This window comes from Streptomyces sp. NBC_00873 (assembly GCF_045207415.1).
Taxonomy (GTDB): Bacteria; Actinomycetota; Actinomycetes; order Streptomycetales; family Streptomycetaceae; genus Streptomyces.
In genome coordinates, this window is record NZ_CP108803.1 from 3,104,115 (window position 1) to 3,121,199 (window position 17,085).

A 17,085-nucleotide genomic window follows, 5' to 3' on the forward strand; every position below is an offset into this window, starting at 1 on the left:
TCACGCCCCGCCCGCCCCGATTCACCCACACCCCCGAGGAGGCAGTCCCTGTGACCGCCCGCAAGCCGTCCCGCAACGCGCCCGATCCCACCGTGGCCGCGCCGCCGCCGACGCCCGTCGAGCCCGCGCCCCCGGAGCCCGCCGCGACACCCGCAACCACCGTGACTCCGGTCGCCGCCGCGGCCGCCGCGACCCCGGCAACGCAAGAAGCGACTCCGGCCCCCGCGGCGCCGTCAGCACCTGCGGGCCCCCCGGCCTCAACGGCTTCCCCCGCCAAGCGGAAGAAGGGGGCGGAGAAGCGGACCGCTGCCGCAGCGCCCCGTCCCCGGCGCGCAGGCGGCGGTGGCCGCGGGGTCCGGCCGGTGCGTGCCCTCGACGACGGCGACCGCGGGCGGCTGCTCGCCGGTGAGCACCACGCACCGCACGATCTGCTCGGCGCGCACATGGTCCGCGGCGGTGTGGCGCTCCGGGTGCTGCGTCCGTACGCGCGTTCCGTGACTGTGCTCGCCAAGGGGCTGCGGGCGGAGCTCCACGACGACGGCGACGGGTTGTTCTCCGGGCTGCTGCCGATGCCCGCCGTCCCCGAGTACCAGCTCCTGGTCGGCTACGAGGACAACGAGATCGAGGTCCAGGATCCGTACCGTTTCCTGCCCGCGCTCGGCGATCTCGATCTGCATCTGATCGGCGAGGGGCGGCACGAGGAGCTGTGGAGGGCCCTCGGTGCGCGGCCCATGGAGCACCAGGGGGTCACGGGAACACGGTTCACCGTCTGGGCGCCCAATGCCCGCGGGGTCCGGGTCGTCGGGGACTTCAACTACTGGGACGGCACGGGCTTCCCGATGCGCTCGCTCGGTTCGACCGGGGTCTGGGAGTTGTTCCTTCCCGCGATCGGGGAGGGCGCGCTCTACAAGTTCGACATCTGCCGGCCGGACGGTTCCCACACGGTGCGCGCCGACCCGATGGCCCGCCGTGCCGAGGTCCCGCCCGCCACTGCCTCGATCGTGACGGCCTCGCACCATGAGTGGCGGGATCAGGAGTGGATGGCGCACCGCGGGGACGTACCCGTGCACGAGGCGCCGTTCTCGGTGTACGAGGTGCATCTTCCGTCCTGGCGGCCGGGCCTCACATACCGCAAGCTGGCCGATCAACTCCCCTCCTACGTAAGGGATCTGAGATTTACGCATGTGGAGCTGATGCCGGTCTCAGAGCATCCGTTCGGCGGCTCCTGGGGCTATCAGGTCACCGGTTTCTTCGCCCCGACCTCGCGGATGGGATCACCGGACGACTTCCGGTTCCTCATCGACGCACTGCACCGGGCCGGCATCGGCGTCATCGTCGACTGGGTGCCCGCGCACTTCCCGCGTGACGACTGGGCACTTGCCGAGTTCGACGGCCGTCCGCTGTACGAGCACTCGGACCCGGCCCGGGCCGCGCACCCCGACTGGGGCACGCTCGAATTCGACTTCGGCCGCACCGAGGTGCGCAACTTCCTGGTCGCCAACGCCACCTACTGGTGCGAGGAGTTCCACATCGACGGGCTGCGGGTCGATGCCGTCGCCTCGATGCTCTACCTGGACTACTCGCGCGAGAACGGGGATTGGGCTCCGAACGAGCACGGCGGCCGGGAAAATCTGGATGCCGTCGCCTTCCTCCAGGAGATGAACGCCACCGTCTACCGGCGCAATCCGGGTGTCGTCACCATCGCCGAGGAGTCCACGGCCTGGGACGGTGTCACGCGCGCCACGCATCATGTCGGCCCCGGCGGCTTCGGCGGACTCGGCTTCGGGCTGAAGTGGAACATGGGCTGGATGCACGACTCCCTGGAGTACGTGTCGAAAGAGCCGGTGCACCGCAAGTACCACCACAACGAGATGACGTTCTCGATGGTGTACGCGTACAGCGAGAACTACGTGCTGCCGATCTCGCACGACGAGGTCGTGCACGGCAAGCAGTCGCTGGTCAGCAAGATGCCCGGCGACTGGTGGCAGCAGCGCGCCAATCACCGGGCCTACCTCGGTTTCATGTGGGCCCACCCGGGCAAGCAACTCCTCTTCATGGGACAGGAGTTCGCCCAGGGCGCGGAATGGTCCGAGGGACACGGCCCCGACTGGTGGCTGCTCGACCCGTCGTACGCGGCGGAGTCGGACCACCGGGGCGTACGGGACCTGGTGCGTGAGCTGAACGCGGTGTACGCGGCGACACCGGCGCTGTGGCAGCGGGACACCGTCCCCGAGGGCTTCGCCTGGGTCGACGGCGGAGCCGCCGAGGACAATGTCTTCGCCTTCCTGCGTTTCGACGCGGACGGTGCGCCGCTGCTCGCGGTGTCGAACTTCTCGCCGGTGGTCCGCCACGAGTACCGGCTGGGCGTGCCGCCGTCCGTGTCCGCCTGGGCGGAGGTGCTCAACACGGACGCGGCACGGTACGGCGGCGGTGACGTCCTCAACCCGGATCCACTGAAGCCGGAGTCCGTCGCCGCCCACGGTCACCGCACGAGCGTCCAGTTCACTCTGCCGCCGCTGGCGACGGTGTGGCTGAAGCCGGTGTGATGATCCCGAGCCGCTGGGTGGCCCGGGTCAGCGCCACATAGAGATCGTTGGCGGTCATCAGCGCGGGCGCGACGACGAGAACCGTGTCGAACTCCAGGCCCTTGGCCTGGCGCGGGTCGAGCAGGACGACGGGCCGGTGCAGATCCAGCGGCCCGTCGTCGAGTCCCGTGAGTTCCGCGTGGAGCTCGCGCGGGGCGATGACGGCGAGCCTGCCCTCCGCCGGGGTCTCGGCCTCGGCGAGCCCGGCCACGTCGGCGAGCGGCAGGGTGCGCTCCCAGGGCCGTGCACCGGTGGAGCGGATGGAGCGCGGGGGTTCGAAGGCGGGGTCGGCGGCCCGGCGCCGCTCGGCCGCGTACTCCATGATCTCGGCGGGCGTACGGTAGTTGACCCCGAGCCGGGCCAGCTGCCAGCGGTCCTGGACGTACGGCACGAGGATCTCCTGCCAGGAGTCGCAGCCTGCCAGGTCGCCGGTCTGGGCCGGGTCGCCGACCAGGGTCATCGAGCGGGTCGGGCTGCGGCGCATCAGCAGCCGCCAGGCCATGGCCGACAGCTCCTGCGCCTCGTCGACGATGATGTGCCCGAACGCCCAGGTCCGGTCGGCGGCGGCGCGCTCGGCGGCGCTGCGGTGGTCGGCCTCCTCCTGACGCTCGGCGAACCGTTCGGCGTCGATGATGTCGTGCGCCGCGAGGACCTCGGAGGCGTCCTCGTCGATGTCCTCCTTGTCCTCGAACTCGTAGGTACGGGAGGCGTACGAGACGTCGAGGACACCCTGCGCGTAGGCGATCTGGCGGGCCCGCTCGGCCTCGGCGGCGGCCCGGGCGGCGGAGTCGTCCGCACCGACGAGCTCGGCGGCCTCGTCGAGGAGGGGCACGTCGGCAGGTGTCCAGGCGGCCTTCTCCGCGCGCCGGAGCAACTCGGCGTCGTCCTCGGCCAGATGCGTGGGCTCCTCCAGATAGCCGGCGAGGAACTCCTGCGGGGTGAGCGGGGGCCACAGGGAGGTGATGGCGGCGTGCACCTCCGTGCTGGCGGCGATGCCCTTGCCGAGCTGGGCGATGTCGTCGGGGCCGAGGAAGTTCGGGCCGCCGTAGGGGTCGGCGCCGATGCGGTCGGCGAGTTGCGTGGTGAGATCGTCGATGATCCGGAAGGCGAAGGTGGGCAGGGCGAGATTGTGCGGCAGCCCGGTCTCGCGGGCCTTGTGCCGCGCTTCGACCGCCATGCCCCAGTCGAGGATCAGCTCCCCGTCGTCGTGCGCGATGACGATCGGCTCGCCCTTGTCGGGCACCTGCTGCCGGTCCCGTACGGCCTCGGCCAGTACGCCGGCCATGTCCGCCCGGCCCTTGACGGCGGCGGCCGCGGGGCTGTCGGTGCCGGTGGCGTGCACGCCGGGGAACAGTTCGCCGACCGTCGACAGCAGCACGCCGGTCTCACCGAGCGAGGGCAGCACGTCGCCGATGTAGCCGAGGAAGGCCGGGTTGGGCCCGACGATCAGCACGGCCCGTTTGGCGAGCTGCTCCCGGTGCGCGTACAGCAGATACGCGGCCCGGTGCAGCGCGACCGCGGTCTTCCCGGTGCCCGGCCCTCCCTCGACGACGAGCACCCCGCGCTGCGGGGCGCGGATGATGTGGTCCTGCTCGGCCTGGATGGTCGAGACGATGTCGCCCATCCGGCCCGTGCGGGCGCTGTTCAGCGCGGCGAGCAGCACCTCGTCGGCGTCGTGCGACTCGTATCCGGTGCGGGTGGTGTCGGCGAGATCCATGATCTCGTCGTGCAACCCGGTGACCGTGCGCCCCTGCGTGGTGATGTGCCTCCTGCGGCGCAGCCCCATCGGTTCATACCCGGTCGCGAGATAGAACGGCCGCGCGACGGGAGCCCGCCAGTCGATCAGCAACGGGGTCCGCTCGGCGTCGTCCCGCCGGATTCCGGTGCGCCCGATGTGGTAGGTGACTCCGTCGCGCCTGTCGATCCGTCCGAAACAGAGTCCCGTGACGGCGGCATTCAGCGCGGCCAGCGAGGCGGAGTGCTCGGCGACGCCGATATCGCGCTCCACCCGCGCCTGTCGACTGCTGCTGAGCTGCGCGATCGTGGCGCTCATGGCGGCTTCGGCCGCTACCCGGAGCTGGTCGAGCCGCTCGTGGGCGAGAGAGACGAATTGCTGTTCCTGCCGCATTTCCTCGATTGACAATTCAGCCCCTGACGCGATAGAGTATGTTTATTGAGGTTGTCCGCATATTGCGCACTATGCGCACACGGAACTATTCAATATAGGCGAAGAAATACCCCGGCCGTCAATTCGGACCGGGGTTTTTGTTTGCCTCCAGGAGGGGCTTAGCAGAGGGCCGCGAGCACGGAGAAGTCCGACGGCAGCGCCGGCACGGGCTCCTCCGGTCCGTAGGCGGGATCGACCGGATCGCCGCGCGGCAGCCCGGCCGCGACGAGCCCGGCGGCGGCCAGCGCCTCGTCCGCGTCGGGTGCCTCGACGTACTCCAGCGCCTCCACAACCTCTTCTGACCCTGCCGCCGCTGGCGACGGTCTGGTTGCAGCCGGTGTGACGCGGCCGGAAGGCTCGCGGGGGCTGATGTCCCGCGAGCCCGGCGCCGCCGCCGACGGGATCCCTCAGCCGCCGAGTGCCTCGACCGTGCTGGCCCAGGAGTCGGCGCCGTGCCCCTGTGCGATCGCGCGGTCGGAGACCGACTTGATCGCCCGGAGCTGCGACGTGTCCAGTCCCTTGTCACGAGCGGCGTGCAGAAGGTGGTCGACACTTGCGGTCATCATGGCGAGGTTGGCACCCACGCCGTCGTACTTCCGCGCGTCGATGTCGGCCGCCGTCCCGGTCACGATCGGCGGCAGGATGTTCACGATGGTCTGCAGATACGGGGCAAGGGCAGCCGCGGGGATGTTCTCGGCCCTGGCCAGCGCGAAGGCGTGGACCAGTCCCGCCATGCTGCCGTAGAAGAAGTCCAGCATCGCCATGTCGTACGCGGCGGCGAGGGCATGGTCCTGGCCCAGGAACGGGGCGTTGGCACCGAGCGCCTTGAGCACGGTCCCATATGTGTCGTACGCGCGCTGCGAGCCTGCATAGAAGATCAGCGCACCCGGGGTGCCGATCACCTCGATCGGCACCATGATCGCGCCCTCCAGGTAGTCGAGGGAGTGCGCGTCCGCCCAGGCGGCGGCGGCACGGGCGCGGTCCGGGGTGTCCGAGGTGAGATTGACCAGGACGCGCCCGGCGAGCGCGTCCGTCAGCGGGGCCAGGATCGTGTGCGCCGCGTCGTGGTCGACGACACAGACAACCACCAACTCGCTTGCATGTACCGCCTCTTCGGCCGATGGCGCGCGGACCGCGCCCCGGGCGACGAGCTCCTCGCCCTTGTCGGTGGAACGGTTCCAGACGGTGGTGGGATGGCCGGCGTCCAGAAAGGCGCCGGCGAGTGCCCGGCCCATCGCGCCGAGGCCGATCACCGTGACGGGGGCAGGGGCGGGCGTGGATGTACTCGCAGAAGGGGTCATGCGCATCATGCTCATCGCCGTGACCCGGGCCCACAAGAACCGACTTTCATGTGGGATACGCACCAGAAGGTAAGCAGGGGGGGCTCGGAGAAACGGGGGAGAAAGCTCAGAACAAGCTCTGAAATCGGGCTTGTTCGGGTTGGGCGGGCGTCAGGCGGAGATACCCCCCGCATACGCACATTCGTCCGGAGCACGTCCGGATCGGGGGCTGCCATGTGGACCGCACTCACGCTCATCGACTCCGCGGCGGCGCTGGTCAGCGCCGCCTCCTGCCTGGCCCTGTCCGGACGGCGGTTGCTGCCCTGGCGGCGCCGGGAGCGCGCTTTTGAGCTGGGTCCGTACGATGCGGCTTTCCTGGCGGGCGGGCCCGAGCGGGTGGTGGAGGCGGCGCTCCATACCCTGTGGGGCAGCGACAACAACGTCGTGATCGGGTCGGGTGGGCGGCTGCGGTTGCCCGAGCCCTGGACGGAACCCGAGCATCCGGTGGAGCATGCCGTGGTCGAGAAGTGGCGGACCTCCGGTTCCACGGCCCCGACGCTGCTGCGGGTACGGGCGGTGCGGTCCGGGGCCGTACGCGAGATCGGCGACCGGCTTGTCTCGTACGGTCTGCTGATGGCCCCGCCACGCGCCCTGGCCCGTCTGTACGCCGCACGTGGCCTGGTCGTCGTGGTGTGCAGCACAGCGGTCCTGGCCGCCTTCGCCGTCCCGCAGGGGCTGCGGCAGGCGGCACCGTTCATCGCGGTGGGCGCCTGCTGTCTGGCCGTGCGGGTGCTGTGCCCGGCGCGGGGTCCGCTGACCCCGGCGGGCCGTCGCCGCCTCGCAGCGATGCGCACCGGCGAGCTGTGGGCATCGGCCGCGCTGGGGGCCGTGGTGTTCGACGGGCGCAGCGCGCTGCCGGGTGAGCGGCGGCGCTCTCGGCGGTGGGACGGGGGCGGGCGCCGTCTGCCGTCGGTGGGCCGGATGCTGATCAAGTACGGGAAGGCACTGGATTCGGACTCCGACCATCAGAACCCAGACAGCTACGGAAGCGACAGCAGCCACGGCTCCTACGGATCCGGCGGCCCCCATGACTCGTACGGCTCGCACGGCTCCTCGTACGACGGAGGGGGTCACCACCACAGCTGCGGCGGTGGCAGCAGCTGTGGCGGCGGAAACTACTGAGCGTTGTGGTCCACACCTTCTCGAGCGCGTCCTCCAGCTCCTGGAGGAGCCTGCGCTTGGGCATCCGGCTCCTGGTTCGGCACAAGGGTCCACTGAATGTGCCTCACGATGGCCCGGACACGCTCAAGTTCCGCGCCTGGATTCGGCGTTGAGCGCAGCGAGGCGAACGGTCAGCTCCTGGCGCGCGGAGAGCGTCGCGGGCTTCGAGGGTCGAGGTTCGAGCTCCGGGACCGGCCGGTTCACTCCTTCGTGGGTACGGGGAGGGGGCCGGTCCCGACGCTTGAGCTTCGGGATCCGGGCGTCGGGATCCGTGCTCCGGGATTCGAGCTCTCTTGGTTAACCGGTAGGTGAAAGAAGGGGGTTGGGGAAACCTCCCCGCCCTCCCCGACCCATCACGGCCAGCAAGTACGACTAATCCTGACCAGCTTGCGGCGCGCTGTTGCGGCTGCTTACGGTGCCCCCAACGAAACGACCCCGACACGGTGTTAGCGCACCGGGCCGGGGTCTCACCCCAAGATCGACGGAGACCGATCCTGTGGCTACCAAGAACCTTAGCCCTGCCCTGCGTGCACCCGCATCCTCGCGCCCGTACGCGAAAGCCAGCCGTGGCTACGGCAAGCGATCCGCACCGGACCAACGCCCGCCGCGTGCTGATGACTTCGCGCTGCTGCCCGAGCGTGAGCGCCACATCGCAGGGTACGTCGACCATCTGCCCGACGGTGCGGCCATGGACATCAAATCGCTGGCCAAGGACATCCCCCCGTACGGACAGATGGCCGTCGGCAGCGCCCTCAGGGCACTGGGAGTGGCCGGTCACCTGCGGCACGCCCAGTGCCGGGTCGAGGAGCGCGGCCAGGTCCGCTGGGTCACCCGCACCTTCTGGTCCCGCACCGCCCGCGACAACGAATGGTGGGGCGCCTTCCTGGACGCCGAGAACAACCGAGCCACCCAAGAAGCAACCACTCCCCGAGCCGGGGCGGAATCGGAGGCCCCGACCCCCGCGCACCGGCCGAGCCCGCAGCGCAACCCGCCTCGCCCGCTCCCGTACCCGTCGTACCGCAGCAGCGGACCCCCGAACCGGCCCCGGGGCACCCCTCACCCGCGTACCTCGCCCTGGCCCAACTGGGCCGACTCGAACCGCGACTGCCCCTCTCCGCCGCCGACTGCACCGTCTTGGAACCACTGGCCGCCCAGTGGTTCGCCCGAGGCGTGGACGCCGACTACCTCACCCACGCCCTCACCTCCGGCCTCCCCGCCCAGGTCGACTCCCCCATCGGCTTCGTACGCCGCCGCCTCAACGACAAGATCCCACCCGGTCTGCCCACCACCCGGACACCGGCCACGCCAGGTACTCCCGTCCGCCGCCTGATGGTGGAATGCACCGAATGCGGCACACCCGGCCCATCCGGGGCACTCCCCGACGGCCTCTGCCGCCCCTGCCGCACACCCGCCCTGGGTCAAGCCCCGACAGCCCCCGCCGACCCGCCCGTCGCACGTGACATCCACGCACTGGTCGGCACCCTCCGCGACCTGATGAAAACCCCTTGAACGCGTCGGGTTGCTCAGGCACCGCGCAGACGGCCGCCTGGAGATACGTACGCCCCGCCTCACACCGTCTCGAACACGTCCTCCAGCTCCTGGAGCAGCCTGCGCTTGGGGCGGGCGCCCACCATCGACTTCACCGGTTCGCCGGACCGGAACACCATCAGCGTCGGCATCGACAGCACCCCGTACCGGCTCGCGATCCCGGGGTTGTGGTCGACATCGAGCTGGACGACCTTGATGCGGTCGGCCTCCTCGGCCGCGATGGCACTGAGCACGGGGGCGAGCTGGCGGCACGGGCCGCACCAGTCGGCGGTGAACTCGACCAGTACGGGGAGGTCTGCCCCGAGCACCTCCCCGTCGAAGGTGGTGTCGGTGACCTCGGCCACGCCCTCTGCTGCATGAATCATCTGTCATCCTCCCAGTTCACAACGTGGTTCCGGACCGCCGGGAAGCTCTGCCGCGGCCTCCAGTTCGGCCCTCGCGAGCTGCGCGCCCACCTGGGCGCGTACCGCCTGGAGCTGCTCGATGAGCGAGTCGAGCTCGCCGAGCTTGCGCCGGTAGACGGCGAGCGAGGCGGGGCAGGCGTCACCGGCCGGGTGGCCGGCGCGCAGGCACTCGACGAACGGCCGGGTCTCCTCCAGTTCGAACCCGAAGTCCTGCAGGGTCCTGATCTGCTGGACCAGACGCAGATCGTCCTCGTCGTACGCCCGGTACCCGTTTCCGGCCCGCCGCGCAGGCAGCAGTCCGCGTGACTCGTAGTACCGCAGAGTCCGCGTGGTCGTCCCGGCCCGCTCGGCCAGCTCCCCGATTCGCATGTCTTCGACGGTAAAGGTTGACGCGGACGTCAAGGCAAGCGCGAAGGGCCGTCGCGGGAGCTCCCGCGACGGCCCTGCCGCTGTGCTGGGTATTCGGCGTTCGGTGTCTAGCCCTTCGCCATGGCGGGCTCCTGGCCGCCATCCCGCGGCTCCGGAACGTTGTCCGCGCTGTCGCCGTGCTCCGCGTTCTGGGTGAGCGTCTTCTCGTCGAACGGGATGGTGCCGGCCAGTACCTGGTCGACCCGTTCCCTGTCGATCTCCTTGGTCCAGGTGCCGATGAGCAGCGTGGCGACGGCGTTGCCCGCAAAGTTGGTCAGAGCGCGGGCCTCGCTCATGAAGCGGTCGATGCCGATGATCAGGCCGACGCCGTCGACCAGAGCGGGCTTGTGCGACTGGAGCCCGCTCGCCAGCACGGCGATGCCGGAACCGGAGACACCGGCGGCGCCCTTGGAGGCGATCATCATGAAGAGGAGGAGCGAGACCTGCTGGCCCAGCGCCAGCGGCTGGCCCATCGAGTCGGCAATGAACAGCGACGCCATGGTCAGGTAGATCATCGTGCCGTCGAGGTTGAACGAGTACCCGGTGGGCACGGTGATGCCGACGACCGGGCGGCTGACACCCAGGTGTTCCATCTTCGCGATGAGGCGCGGCAGCGCCGACTCGGACGAGGACGTGGAGAGGATCAGCAGGAACTCGCGGCCCAGGTACTTGAAGAGCTGGAAGAGGTTCACCCCGGTCACCAGGCGCAGCAGAGTGCCGAGCACCAGGACCACGAACAGGATGCAGGTGACGTAGAAGCCCAGCATGATCGTGGCGAGCGCCTTGAGCGCGTCCACGCCGGTCTCACCGATGACGGCGGCCATCGCGCCGAACGCGCCCACCGGGGCCGCCCACATGATCATGGACAGGACGCGGAAGACCAGCTTCTGGATGTGCTCGACCCCGCGCAGCACCGGCTCACCGGCCGCGCCCATGGCCTGCAGCGCGAAGCCGACGAGCAGCGCGACCAGCAGGGTCTGGAGCACCGAGCCACCGGTGAAGGCCGACACGAAGGTGGTCGGGATGATGCCGAGCAGGAAGTCGACCGGCCCTTCGGCGGCGTCGCTCGCCGCCGTGTGGCCGACATCCTTCACCGACTGCGTGAGGTGCATGCCGTCGCCGGGGTGCAGCACATTGCCGACGACCAGGCCGATCGCCAGCGCGACCACCGACATGGCCAGGAAGTAGCCGAGCGCGAGACCGCCTACCTTGCCGACCTTGGCGGCCTTGCGGACCGAGCCGACGCCCAGCACGATCGTGCAGAAGATGATGGGCGAGATCATCATCTTGATGAGGTTCACGAAGCCGGTACCGATTGGCTTGAGTTCGACGGCAACGTCCGGGGCCACGAAGCCCACGAGGATGCCGAGCCCCACGGCCGCGATCACGGCGATATACAAATAGTGCGTACGGTCCCGCTTGGCGGCTGCCACTCCCACGGGGGTCTCCTCGGTTCGTCCTGGTCGCTCCCCCGTCCCTGGGGGTCCCGGCGACTATCCCTCTGCTTGTGATGCCGGTCACGGTTACGTGCATTTCGTTCATATGTTTTCGGCCAGGCAGACTGTGGTCATGCGTATCCCCCGCCCACGTACCCGCCCTCGCAGCCTGGCCGGCCAGCTCTTCGCCATGCAGGTCGTGCTGGTGGCGGCCGTGGTGGCGGGGTGTGCGTTCTTCGCCTACGTGTCCGGCAGCGCGCAGGCGAAGGAGACCGCGACCCGGCAGGTCAGGACGGCGGCGCTGGCGATCGCCGACTCGCCGTCCGTACGGGAGGCAATCCGCACCCCGGAACCGTCCGCCGTGCTCCAGCCGTACGCGGAGAAGGTCCGCAAGGACACCGGGATCGCCTTCGTCACGATCATGAGCCCGGACCGGATCCGCTGGACGCACCCCGACGCGGACCAGATCGGGGAGCCCTTCCTCGGCCACACCGCGCAGGCGCTGCGCGGCGAGACGTTCTCGGAGACGTACACCGGCACGCTCGGCCCGTCGATCCGGGTCGTCACCCCGGTCCGGGACGGCGGCCGGATCACCGGTCTGGTCAGCGCGGGCATCACGGTCGAGCGGGTCTCCTCGCAGGTGCGGGCGCAGCTCGGGGCGCTGGGGCTGGCGGCGGGCGGGGCGCTGGCGCTCGGCGGCATCGGCACGTACGTGATCAACGCCCGGCTGCGGCGGCACACGCATGGCATGAACGCCGCCGAGCTGAGCCGGATGCACGACTACCACCAGGCCACGCTGCACGCGGTGCGCGAGGGGCTGTTGATGCTCGACGGGCGGCGCAGGATCGCGCTGATCAACGACGCGGGCCGGGAGCTGCTCGGGCTTGAGCCGGGTGCGGTCGGGCGCAGCGTCACCGAGCTGGATCTGCCGGCGCCGCTGACCGGTGCGCTGCTCGCCTCCGAGGAGCGGGTCGACGAGCTGCATCTGACAGCGGACCGGGTGATCGTGGTCAACACCCGTCCGGTGGTGGGCGGGGAGCAGCGCGGCACCGTCGTGACGCTGCGCGATCACACGGAACTCCAGGCGCTGTCCGGCGAGTTGGACTCCGAGCGGGGCTTCACCCAGGCGTTGCGCTCGCAGGCGCACGAGGCGGCGAACCGGTTGCACACGGTCGTCTCGCTGATCGAGCTCGGCCGGGCGGAGGAGGCGGTCGGCTTCGCCACGGCGAAGCTGGAGCTGGCCCAGGTCCTCACCGACCGGGTCGTCGGCGCCGTCGCCGAACCGGTGCTGGCGGCCCTGCTGCTGGGCAAGGCGGCGCAGGCGAACGAGCGGGGGGTGGAGCTGGTGCTCGCGGACGACAGCCTGATCGACGACGGGGCGCTTCCCGAGACGTTGTCGCCGCGCGATCTGGTGACGATCCTCGGCAATCTGATCGACAACGCGGTGGATGCGGCGTCCGAGGCGGCGACGGGCCCGTCCCACTCCGGGGGCGTTCCCGGTCAGCGGGGTCCTGCGGCGGGCCGTCCGGTCCGCGCCCGGGTCACCGTGACCGCGCTCGCCGATGACGGCGAGCTGCTGCTGCGGGTCGCCGACACCGGCTCCGGGGTCGATCCCGGTGACGCCGCCCAGGTGTTCCACCGCGGCTGGTCGACGCACGGCGCCGGTCGCGGGCTCGGTCTTGCGCTCGTGCAGCAGGCCGTGCACCGGGGCGGCGGGACGGTCACCCTGAGCGAGGGCCCGGACGGCGGTGCGGAGTTCACCGTACGACTGCCGCTGCCGCCCGCAGCCACGCCGTCCGCGCCCACGCACGCCTCCAAGGAGCCCACCCCGTGATCCAGGTGCTGGTCGTCGAGGACGATCCCGTGGCCGCCGACGCCCACCAGCTGTACGTGGGCCGGGTTCCCGGCTTCACCGTGGCCGCGGTCGCTCATTCGCGTGCGGAGGCGGTACGGGCGCTGGAGCGTACCCCCATCGATCTGCTGCTCCTGGATCTGTATCTGCCCGACGGGCACGGCCTGCAGCTGCTGCGTTCGCTGCGCGCGGCCGGGCACGCGGCGGATGTCATCGCCGTGACGTCGGCGCGTGATCTGGCGGTGGTCCGGGAGGGGGTGTCGCTCGGTGTCGTCCAGTACGTGTTGAAGCCATTCACCTTCGCCACTCTGCGCGACCGTCTCGTCCGCTACGCCGAGTTCCGTGCGGCGGCCGGCGAGGCGAGCGGGCAGGCCGAGGTGGACCGGGCGCTCGGCGTGCTGCGGGCGCCGCAGCCGGTCCGGCTGCCCAAGGGGCTGAGCGGCCCGACGCTGGAGGCGGTGACGCGTGCGCTGCGGGCCTCCCCGGACGGGGTGACGGCAGCGGCCGCCGCGGTGGAGCTGGGCATCTCGCGGATCACGGCCCGCCGCTATCTGGAGCATCTGGTGTCGACGGGGCGCGCCGTTCGCAGCCCCCACTACGGGCAGATCGGACGGCCGGAGCTGCACTACCGGTGGGTGGCCGAGACTCGCTGACGGTTCCTGCCTCCGTACGTTCCCCGCGCACCTCTCAGTGCCGGCGTACAGACTCTTCGTACAGCTCGATCCGGTCGACACGATGTACGGGGCGGTGCTCTTCCCTCGAACGCCGGACGGGCTGGGCGTCACGGGCCCGGCCGGTGCCCGGAACCGGTCAGAACACCGACTCGGCCTCGTACATCCGGTCCTTCGGTACCGTCTTCAGCTGCGTGATCGCGTCCGCGAGCGGGACCATCGTGATGTCGTTGCCGCGCAGCGCCGTCATCCGGCCGAAGTCGCCCCGGTGCGCCGCCTCGACCGCGTGCCAGCCGAAGCGGGTGGCGAGCACCCGGTCGAACGCGGTCGGCGTGCCGCCGCGCTGCACGTGGCCGAGAATGACCGGCCTGGCTTCCTTGCCGAGCCTGGTCTCCAGCTCGATCGCAAGCCGGTTGCCGATGCCCTGGAAGCGCTCGTGGCCGTACTGGTCGATCTCGCCCTTGGCGTACGGCATCGAGCCCTCGGCCGGGTGCGCGCCCTCGGCCACGCAGATGACCGCGAACTTCTTGCCGCGTGCGAAGCGTTCCTCGACCATCTTGACCAGGTCCGCGACCTCGAACGGCCGCTCGGGCAGACAGATGCCGTGCGCACCGCCCGCCATGCCGGACTCCAGGGCGATCCAGCCCGCGTGCCGGCCCATCACCTCGACGACCATGACCCGCTGGTGCGATTCGGCCGTGGTCTTGAGACGGTCTATGGCTTCGGTGGCGACGCCCACCGCCGTGTCGAAGCCGAACGTGCGGTCGGTGGACGAGATGTCGTTGTCGATGGTCTTCGGGACGCCGACGACGGGCATTCCGGCGTCCGACAGCATCCGGGCCGCGGTGAGGGTGCCCTCGCCGCCGATCGGGATCAGCACGTCGATGCCGTAACGGCGGCTCAGCTCGTCACAGTTCTCGGCCGCCTCGCGGAGCCGGTCGCGCTCCAGCCGGGCCGAGCCGAGGATGGTGCCGCCGCGGGCGAGGATGCCGCTGACCGCGTTGAGGTCGAGGGGGCGGAAGTGACCGTCGAGGAGTCCCTTGAACCCGTCCTCGAAGCCGATGACTTCATCGCCATGACCCACCACGGCGCGGTGCACGACCGACCGGATCACTGCGTTCAGGCCCGGGCAATCGCCGCCTGCGGTGAGAACTCCGATACGCATCGTGCTGTATCTCCTGCTCGCTAGTGCCGTGCATTCCGGGGGCGACTGCAGAATCCCCCGTACCGTGAGCCACAACGATTGTCCCACGTCAGGTCTGGACCTCGCGCTACCGACTCTGCCACCGGCACCGCACCGGACGGAGTGCCGGCGCGACGGAGGTCTTCCCGCACCCGATCAGGGCCTTTCGTCCGGCGGGCGGCGTATCCGCCCCCACAGGTATCGTCAACACGGCGATATCGCTCCAACCGGACAGAACGACGGGAGAGCACGCGTGACACGCAGCGTGTACGTGACAGGAATCGACCGGGGAGACGGCCGCCAAGTCGTCGATCTGGGGGTCATGGAGCTCCTGACGCGTCAGGTGGACCGGGTCGGGGTGTTCCGGCCGCTGGTCCACGACAGCCCCGACCGGCTGTTCGAGCTGCTGCGGGCCCGCTACCGGCTCTCCCAGGACCCGTCGACGGTCTACGGCCTGGACTACGCGGAGGCGTCCGCGCTGCAGGCGGAGAAGGGTACCGACGAACTGGTCTCGCTGCTCGTCGACCGCTTCCATCAGGTGGCCCGTTCGTACGAGGTGGTGCTGGTCCTCGGCACGGACTTCGCGGACACCCAGCTCCCCGACGAGCTGGCGCTCAATGCCCGGCTGGCCAATGAGTTCGGCGCCTCCGTGATCGCGGTGGTCGGCGGGAAGGGGCAGGACGCGGAGTCCGTACGGGCCGAGACGCGCAATGCCTACCGGGCGTACGCCGGGCTGGGCTGCGACGTCCTCGCGATGGTGGTGAACCGGGTGGCGGCCGAGGACCGCGAGGTCATCGCCGAGCGGCTGGCGGCGCGGCTGCCCGTTCCCTGTTCGGTGCTGCCGGACGACGCGGCACTCTCCGCGCCGACGGTCGCCCAGATCACCGCGGCGCTCGGCGGAACGGTACTGCTCGGCGACGACGCGGGGCTGGCCAGGGACGCGCTGGACTTCGTCTTCGGCGGGGCGATGCTGCCGAATCTGCTGAACGCGCTGACGCCGGGCTGTCTCGTGGTCACGCCCGGGGACCGGGCGGACCTGGTGGTCGGCTCGCTGGCGGCGCACAGCGCCGGAACCCCGCCCATCGCGGGCGTGCTGCTGACCCTGAACGAGCGCCCCGGCGAGGAGATACTCAAGCTGGCCGCACGTCTCGCACCGGGCACCCCGGTCGTGTCGGTGGCCGGCGGATCCTTCCCCACCGCGGGCGAACTCTTCGCGCTGGAAGGAAAGTTGAACGCGGCGACGCCCCGCAAGGCGGAGACCGCACTGGGCCTCTTCGAGCGCCACGTCGACACCGGCGCCCTGCTGGAGCGGATCTCGGTGGCCCGCAGCGGCCGCGTCACGCCGATGATGTTCGAGCACGAACTGCTGGAACAGGCCCGCGCGGACCGGCGCCGCGTGGTGCTGCCGGAGGGCACCGAGGAGCGGGTGCTGCGCGCCGCCGATGTGCTGCTGCGCCGCGACGTCTGCGAGCTCACCCTGCTCGGCGACCTCGACACCATCCGCAAGAAGGCCGCCGACCTCGGCATCGACCTCGCCGATACGCAGCTGATCGACCCGCAGACCTCGGAGCTGCGCCAGGCGTTCGCGGAGCAGTACGCAAAGCTGCGGACGCACCGCGGGGTCACGGTGGAGCTGGCGTACGACGTCGTCTCGGACGTGAACTACTTCGGCACGCTGATGGTCCAGGAGGGCCTGGCCGACGGCATGGTCTCCGGGACCGTGCACTCCACCGCCGCGACGATCCGCCCGGCCTTCGAGATCATCAGGACGAAGCCGGACGCGTCGATCGTCTCCTCGGTCTTCTTCATGTGCCTCTCGGACAAGGTCCTGGTGTACGGGGACTGTGCGGTCAACCCGGACCCGGACGCGGAGCAGCTCGCGGACATCGCCGTCCAGTCCGCCGCCACCGCCGCCCGCTTCGGTGTCGAGCCGCGGATCGCGATGCTCTCGTACTCGACGGGCACCTCGGGCACGGGCGCCGATGTCGACAAGGTGCGGCAGGCGACGGACCTGGTGCGCGCGAGCCGGCCGGATCTCAGGATCGAGGGTCCGATCCAGTACGACGCGGCGGTCGAACCGAGCGTCGCCGCGACCAAACTGCCCGGGTCGGAGGTGGCGGGGCAGGCGACCGTGCTGATCTTCCCGGACCTGAACACCGGCAACAACACGTACAAGGCCGTGCAGCGCTCGGCCGGCGCGGTCGCCGTCGGCCCGGTGCTCCAGGGGTTGCGCAAGCCCGTCAACGACCTCTCCCGCGGCGCGCTCGTCCAGGACATCGTCACTACCGTTGCGATCACGGCAATCCAGGCGCAGGGCGAGGAGTGATCCG

At 70.5% G+C, this 17,085-nt stretch carries 13 protein-coding genes; 6 read left to right on the forward strand and 7 right to left on the reverse strand.

Features of this window, described 5'->3' with window-relative positions; all coding sequences use genetic code 11:
• Positions 1-50: 50 nt before the first annotated feature.
• Positions 51-2,546: a 1,4-alpha-glucan branching enzyme gene (gene glgB, locus OH809_RS13860; RefSeq protein WP_406422116.1), complete on the forward strand. Its 2,496-nt coding sequence runs from the start codon at positions 51-53 to the stop codon at positions 2,544-2,546.
• Here glgB and OH809_RS13865 read toward each other — a convergent pair.
• The 3 genes from OH809_RS13865 to OH809_RS13875 form a co-directional block, all read right to left on the reverse strand.
• Positions 2,503-4,713, reverse strand: a complete 2,211-nt coding sequence (locus OH809_RS13865) for a HelD family protein (protein ID WP_406516245.1) — start codon at positions 4,711-4,713, stop codon at positions 2,503-2,505. The two genes, glgB and OH809_RS13865, sit on opposite strands and share 44 nt — an antisense overlap.
• A 158-nt stretch (positions 4,714-4,871) precedes the next feature.
• Positions 4,872-5,042 carry a DUF4259 domain-containing protein gene (locus OH809_RS13870; RefSeq protein ID WP_406515152.1) on the reverse strand — a complete coding sequence of 57 codons (171 nt, stop codon included), beginning with the start codon at positions 5,040-5,042 and terminating at the stop codon, positions 4,872-4,874.
• Between the two features lie 117 nt (positions 5,043-5,159).
• Positions 5,160-6,053 (reverse strand): NAD(P)-dependent oxidoreductase, encoded by an 894-nt coding sequence (locus OH809_RS13875; protein ID WP_406515153.1) that lies wholly within the window; start codon positions 6,051-6,053, stop codon positions 5,160-5,162.
• Between the two features lie 213 nt (positions 6,054-6,266).
• Here OH809_RS13875 and OH809_RS13880 point away from each other — a divergent pair, with 213 nt between their 5' ends.
• Positions 6,267-7,214 carry a TIGR04222 domain-containing membrane protein gene (locus OH809_RS13880; protein ID WP_406515154.1) on the forward strand — a complete coding sequence of 316 codons (948 nt, stop codon included), beginning with the start codon at positions 6,267-6,269 and terminating at the stop codon, positions 7,212-7,214.
• Positions 7,215-8,387: 1,173 nt separating this feature from the next.
• Complete coding sequence (locus tag OH809_RS13885) at positions 8,388-8,762, forward strand: hypothetical protein (protein ID WP_406515155.1); 375 nt, start codon at positions 8,388-8,390, stop codon at positions 8,760-8,762.
• Positions 8,763-8,821: 59 nt separating this feature from the next.
• On the opposite strand, the gene trxA is transcribed toward OH809_RS13885, so the two are convergent.
• The 3 genes from trxA to OH809_RS13900 form a co-directional block, all read right to left on the reverse strand.
• A complete protein-coding gene (trxA, locus tag OH809_RS13890; RefSeq protein WP_406422111.1) occupies positions 8,822-9,166 on the reverse strand; it encodes a thioredoxin in 345 nt (114 codons plus the stop codon).
• A 3-nt stretch (positions 9,167-9,169) separates the two neighbouring features.
• A complete protein-coding gene (locus tag OH809_RS13895) occupies positions 9,170-9,574 on the reverse strand; it encodes a MerR family transcriptional regulator (RefSeq protein WP_401990420.1) in 405 nt (134 codons plus the stop codon).
• 107 nt (positions 9,575-9,681) lie between these two features.
• Positions 9,682-11,052 carry a cation:dicarboxylate symporter family transporter gene (locus tag OH809_RS13900; protein WP_406515156.1) on the reverse strand — a complete coding sequence of 457 codons (1,371 nt, stop codon included), beginning with the start codon at positions 11,050-11,052 and terminating at the stop codon, positions 9,682-9,684.
• A 130-nt stretch (positions 11,053-11,182) separates the two neighbouring features.
• Between OH809_RS13900 and OH809_RS13905 the strand changes: the two genes are divergently transcribed.
• Both OH809_RS13905 and OH809_RS13910 read left to right on the forward strand, forming a co-directional pair.
• The gene (locus tag OH809_RS13905; RefSeq protein ID WP_406422109.1) at positions 11,183-12,883 is read left to right on the forward strand and encodes an ATP-binding protein; all 1,701 of its coding nucleotides are present in this window, start codon (positions 11,183-11,185) and stop codon (positions 12,881-12,883) included.
• Positions 12,880-13,554, forward strand: a complete 675-nt coding sequence (locus OH809_RS13910; RefSeq protein WP_406422108.1) for a response regulator — start codon at positions 12,880-12,882, stop codon at positions 13,552-13,554. Before OH809_RS13905 ends, OH809_RS13910 begins: the two co-directional genes overlap by 4 nt.
• Before the next feature lie 157 nt (positions 13,555-13,711).
• On the opposite strand, the gene OH809_RS13915 is transcribed toward OH809_RS13910, so the two are convergent.
• The gene (locus OH809_RS13915; protein ID WP_406422107.1) at positions 13,712-14,737 is read right to left on the reverse strand and encodes an ATP-dependent 6-phosphofructokinase; all 1,026 of its coding nucleotides are present in this window, start codon (positions 14,735-14,737) and stop codon (positions 13,712-13,714) included.
• A 271-nt stretch (positions 14,738-15,008) separates the two neighbouring features.
• Here OH809_RS13915 and pta point away from each other — a divergent pair, with 271 nt between their 5' ends.
• The gene (pta, locus tag OH809_RS13920) at positions 15,009-17,081 is read left to right on the forward strand and encodes a phosphate acetyltransferase (protein WP_406515157.1); all 2,073 of its coding nucleotides are present in this window, start codon (positions 15,009-15,011) and stop codon (positions 17,079-17,081) included.
• Positions 17,082-17,085 lie beyond the last annotated feature (4 nt).

What these genes read in the sequence shown, in the direction of transcription:
- OH809_RS13865 (WP_406516245.1), bottom strand. Translation starts at nt 4,713, where the DNA reads ATGCGGCAGGAACAGCAATTCGTCTCTCTCGCCCACGAGCGGCTCGAC.
- OH809_RS13875 (WP_406515153.1), bottom strand. Translation starts at nt 6,053, where the DNA reads ATGACCCCTTCTGCGAGTACATCCACGCCCGCCCCTGCCCCCGTCACG.
- OH809_RS13880 (WP_406515154.1), top strand. Translation starts at nt 6,267, where the DNA reads ATGTGGACCGCACTCACGCTCATCGACTCCGCGGCGGCGCTGGTCAGC.
- trxA (WP_406422111.1), bottom strand. Translation starts at nt 9,166, where the DNA reads ATGATTCATGCAGCAGAGGGCGTGGCCGAGGTCACCGACACCACCTTC.
- OH809_RS13895 (WP_401990420.1), bottom strand. Translation starts at nt 9,574, where the DNA reads ATGCGAATCGGGGAGCTGGCCGAGCGGGCCGGGACGACCACGCGGACT.
- OH809_RS13905 (WP_406422109.1), top strand. Translation starts at nt 11,183, where the DNA reads ATGCGTATCCCCCGCCCACGTACCCGCCCTCGCAGCCTGGCCGGCCAG.
- OH809_RS13915 (WP_406422107.1), bottom strand. Translation starts at nt 14,737, where the DNA reads ATGCGTATCGGAGTTCTCACCGCAGGCGGCGATTGCCCGGGCCTGAAC.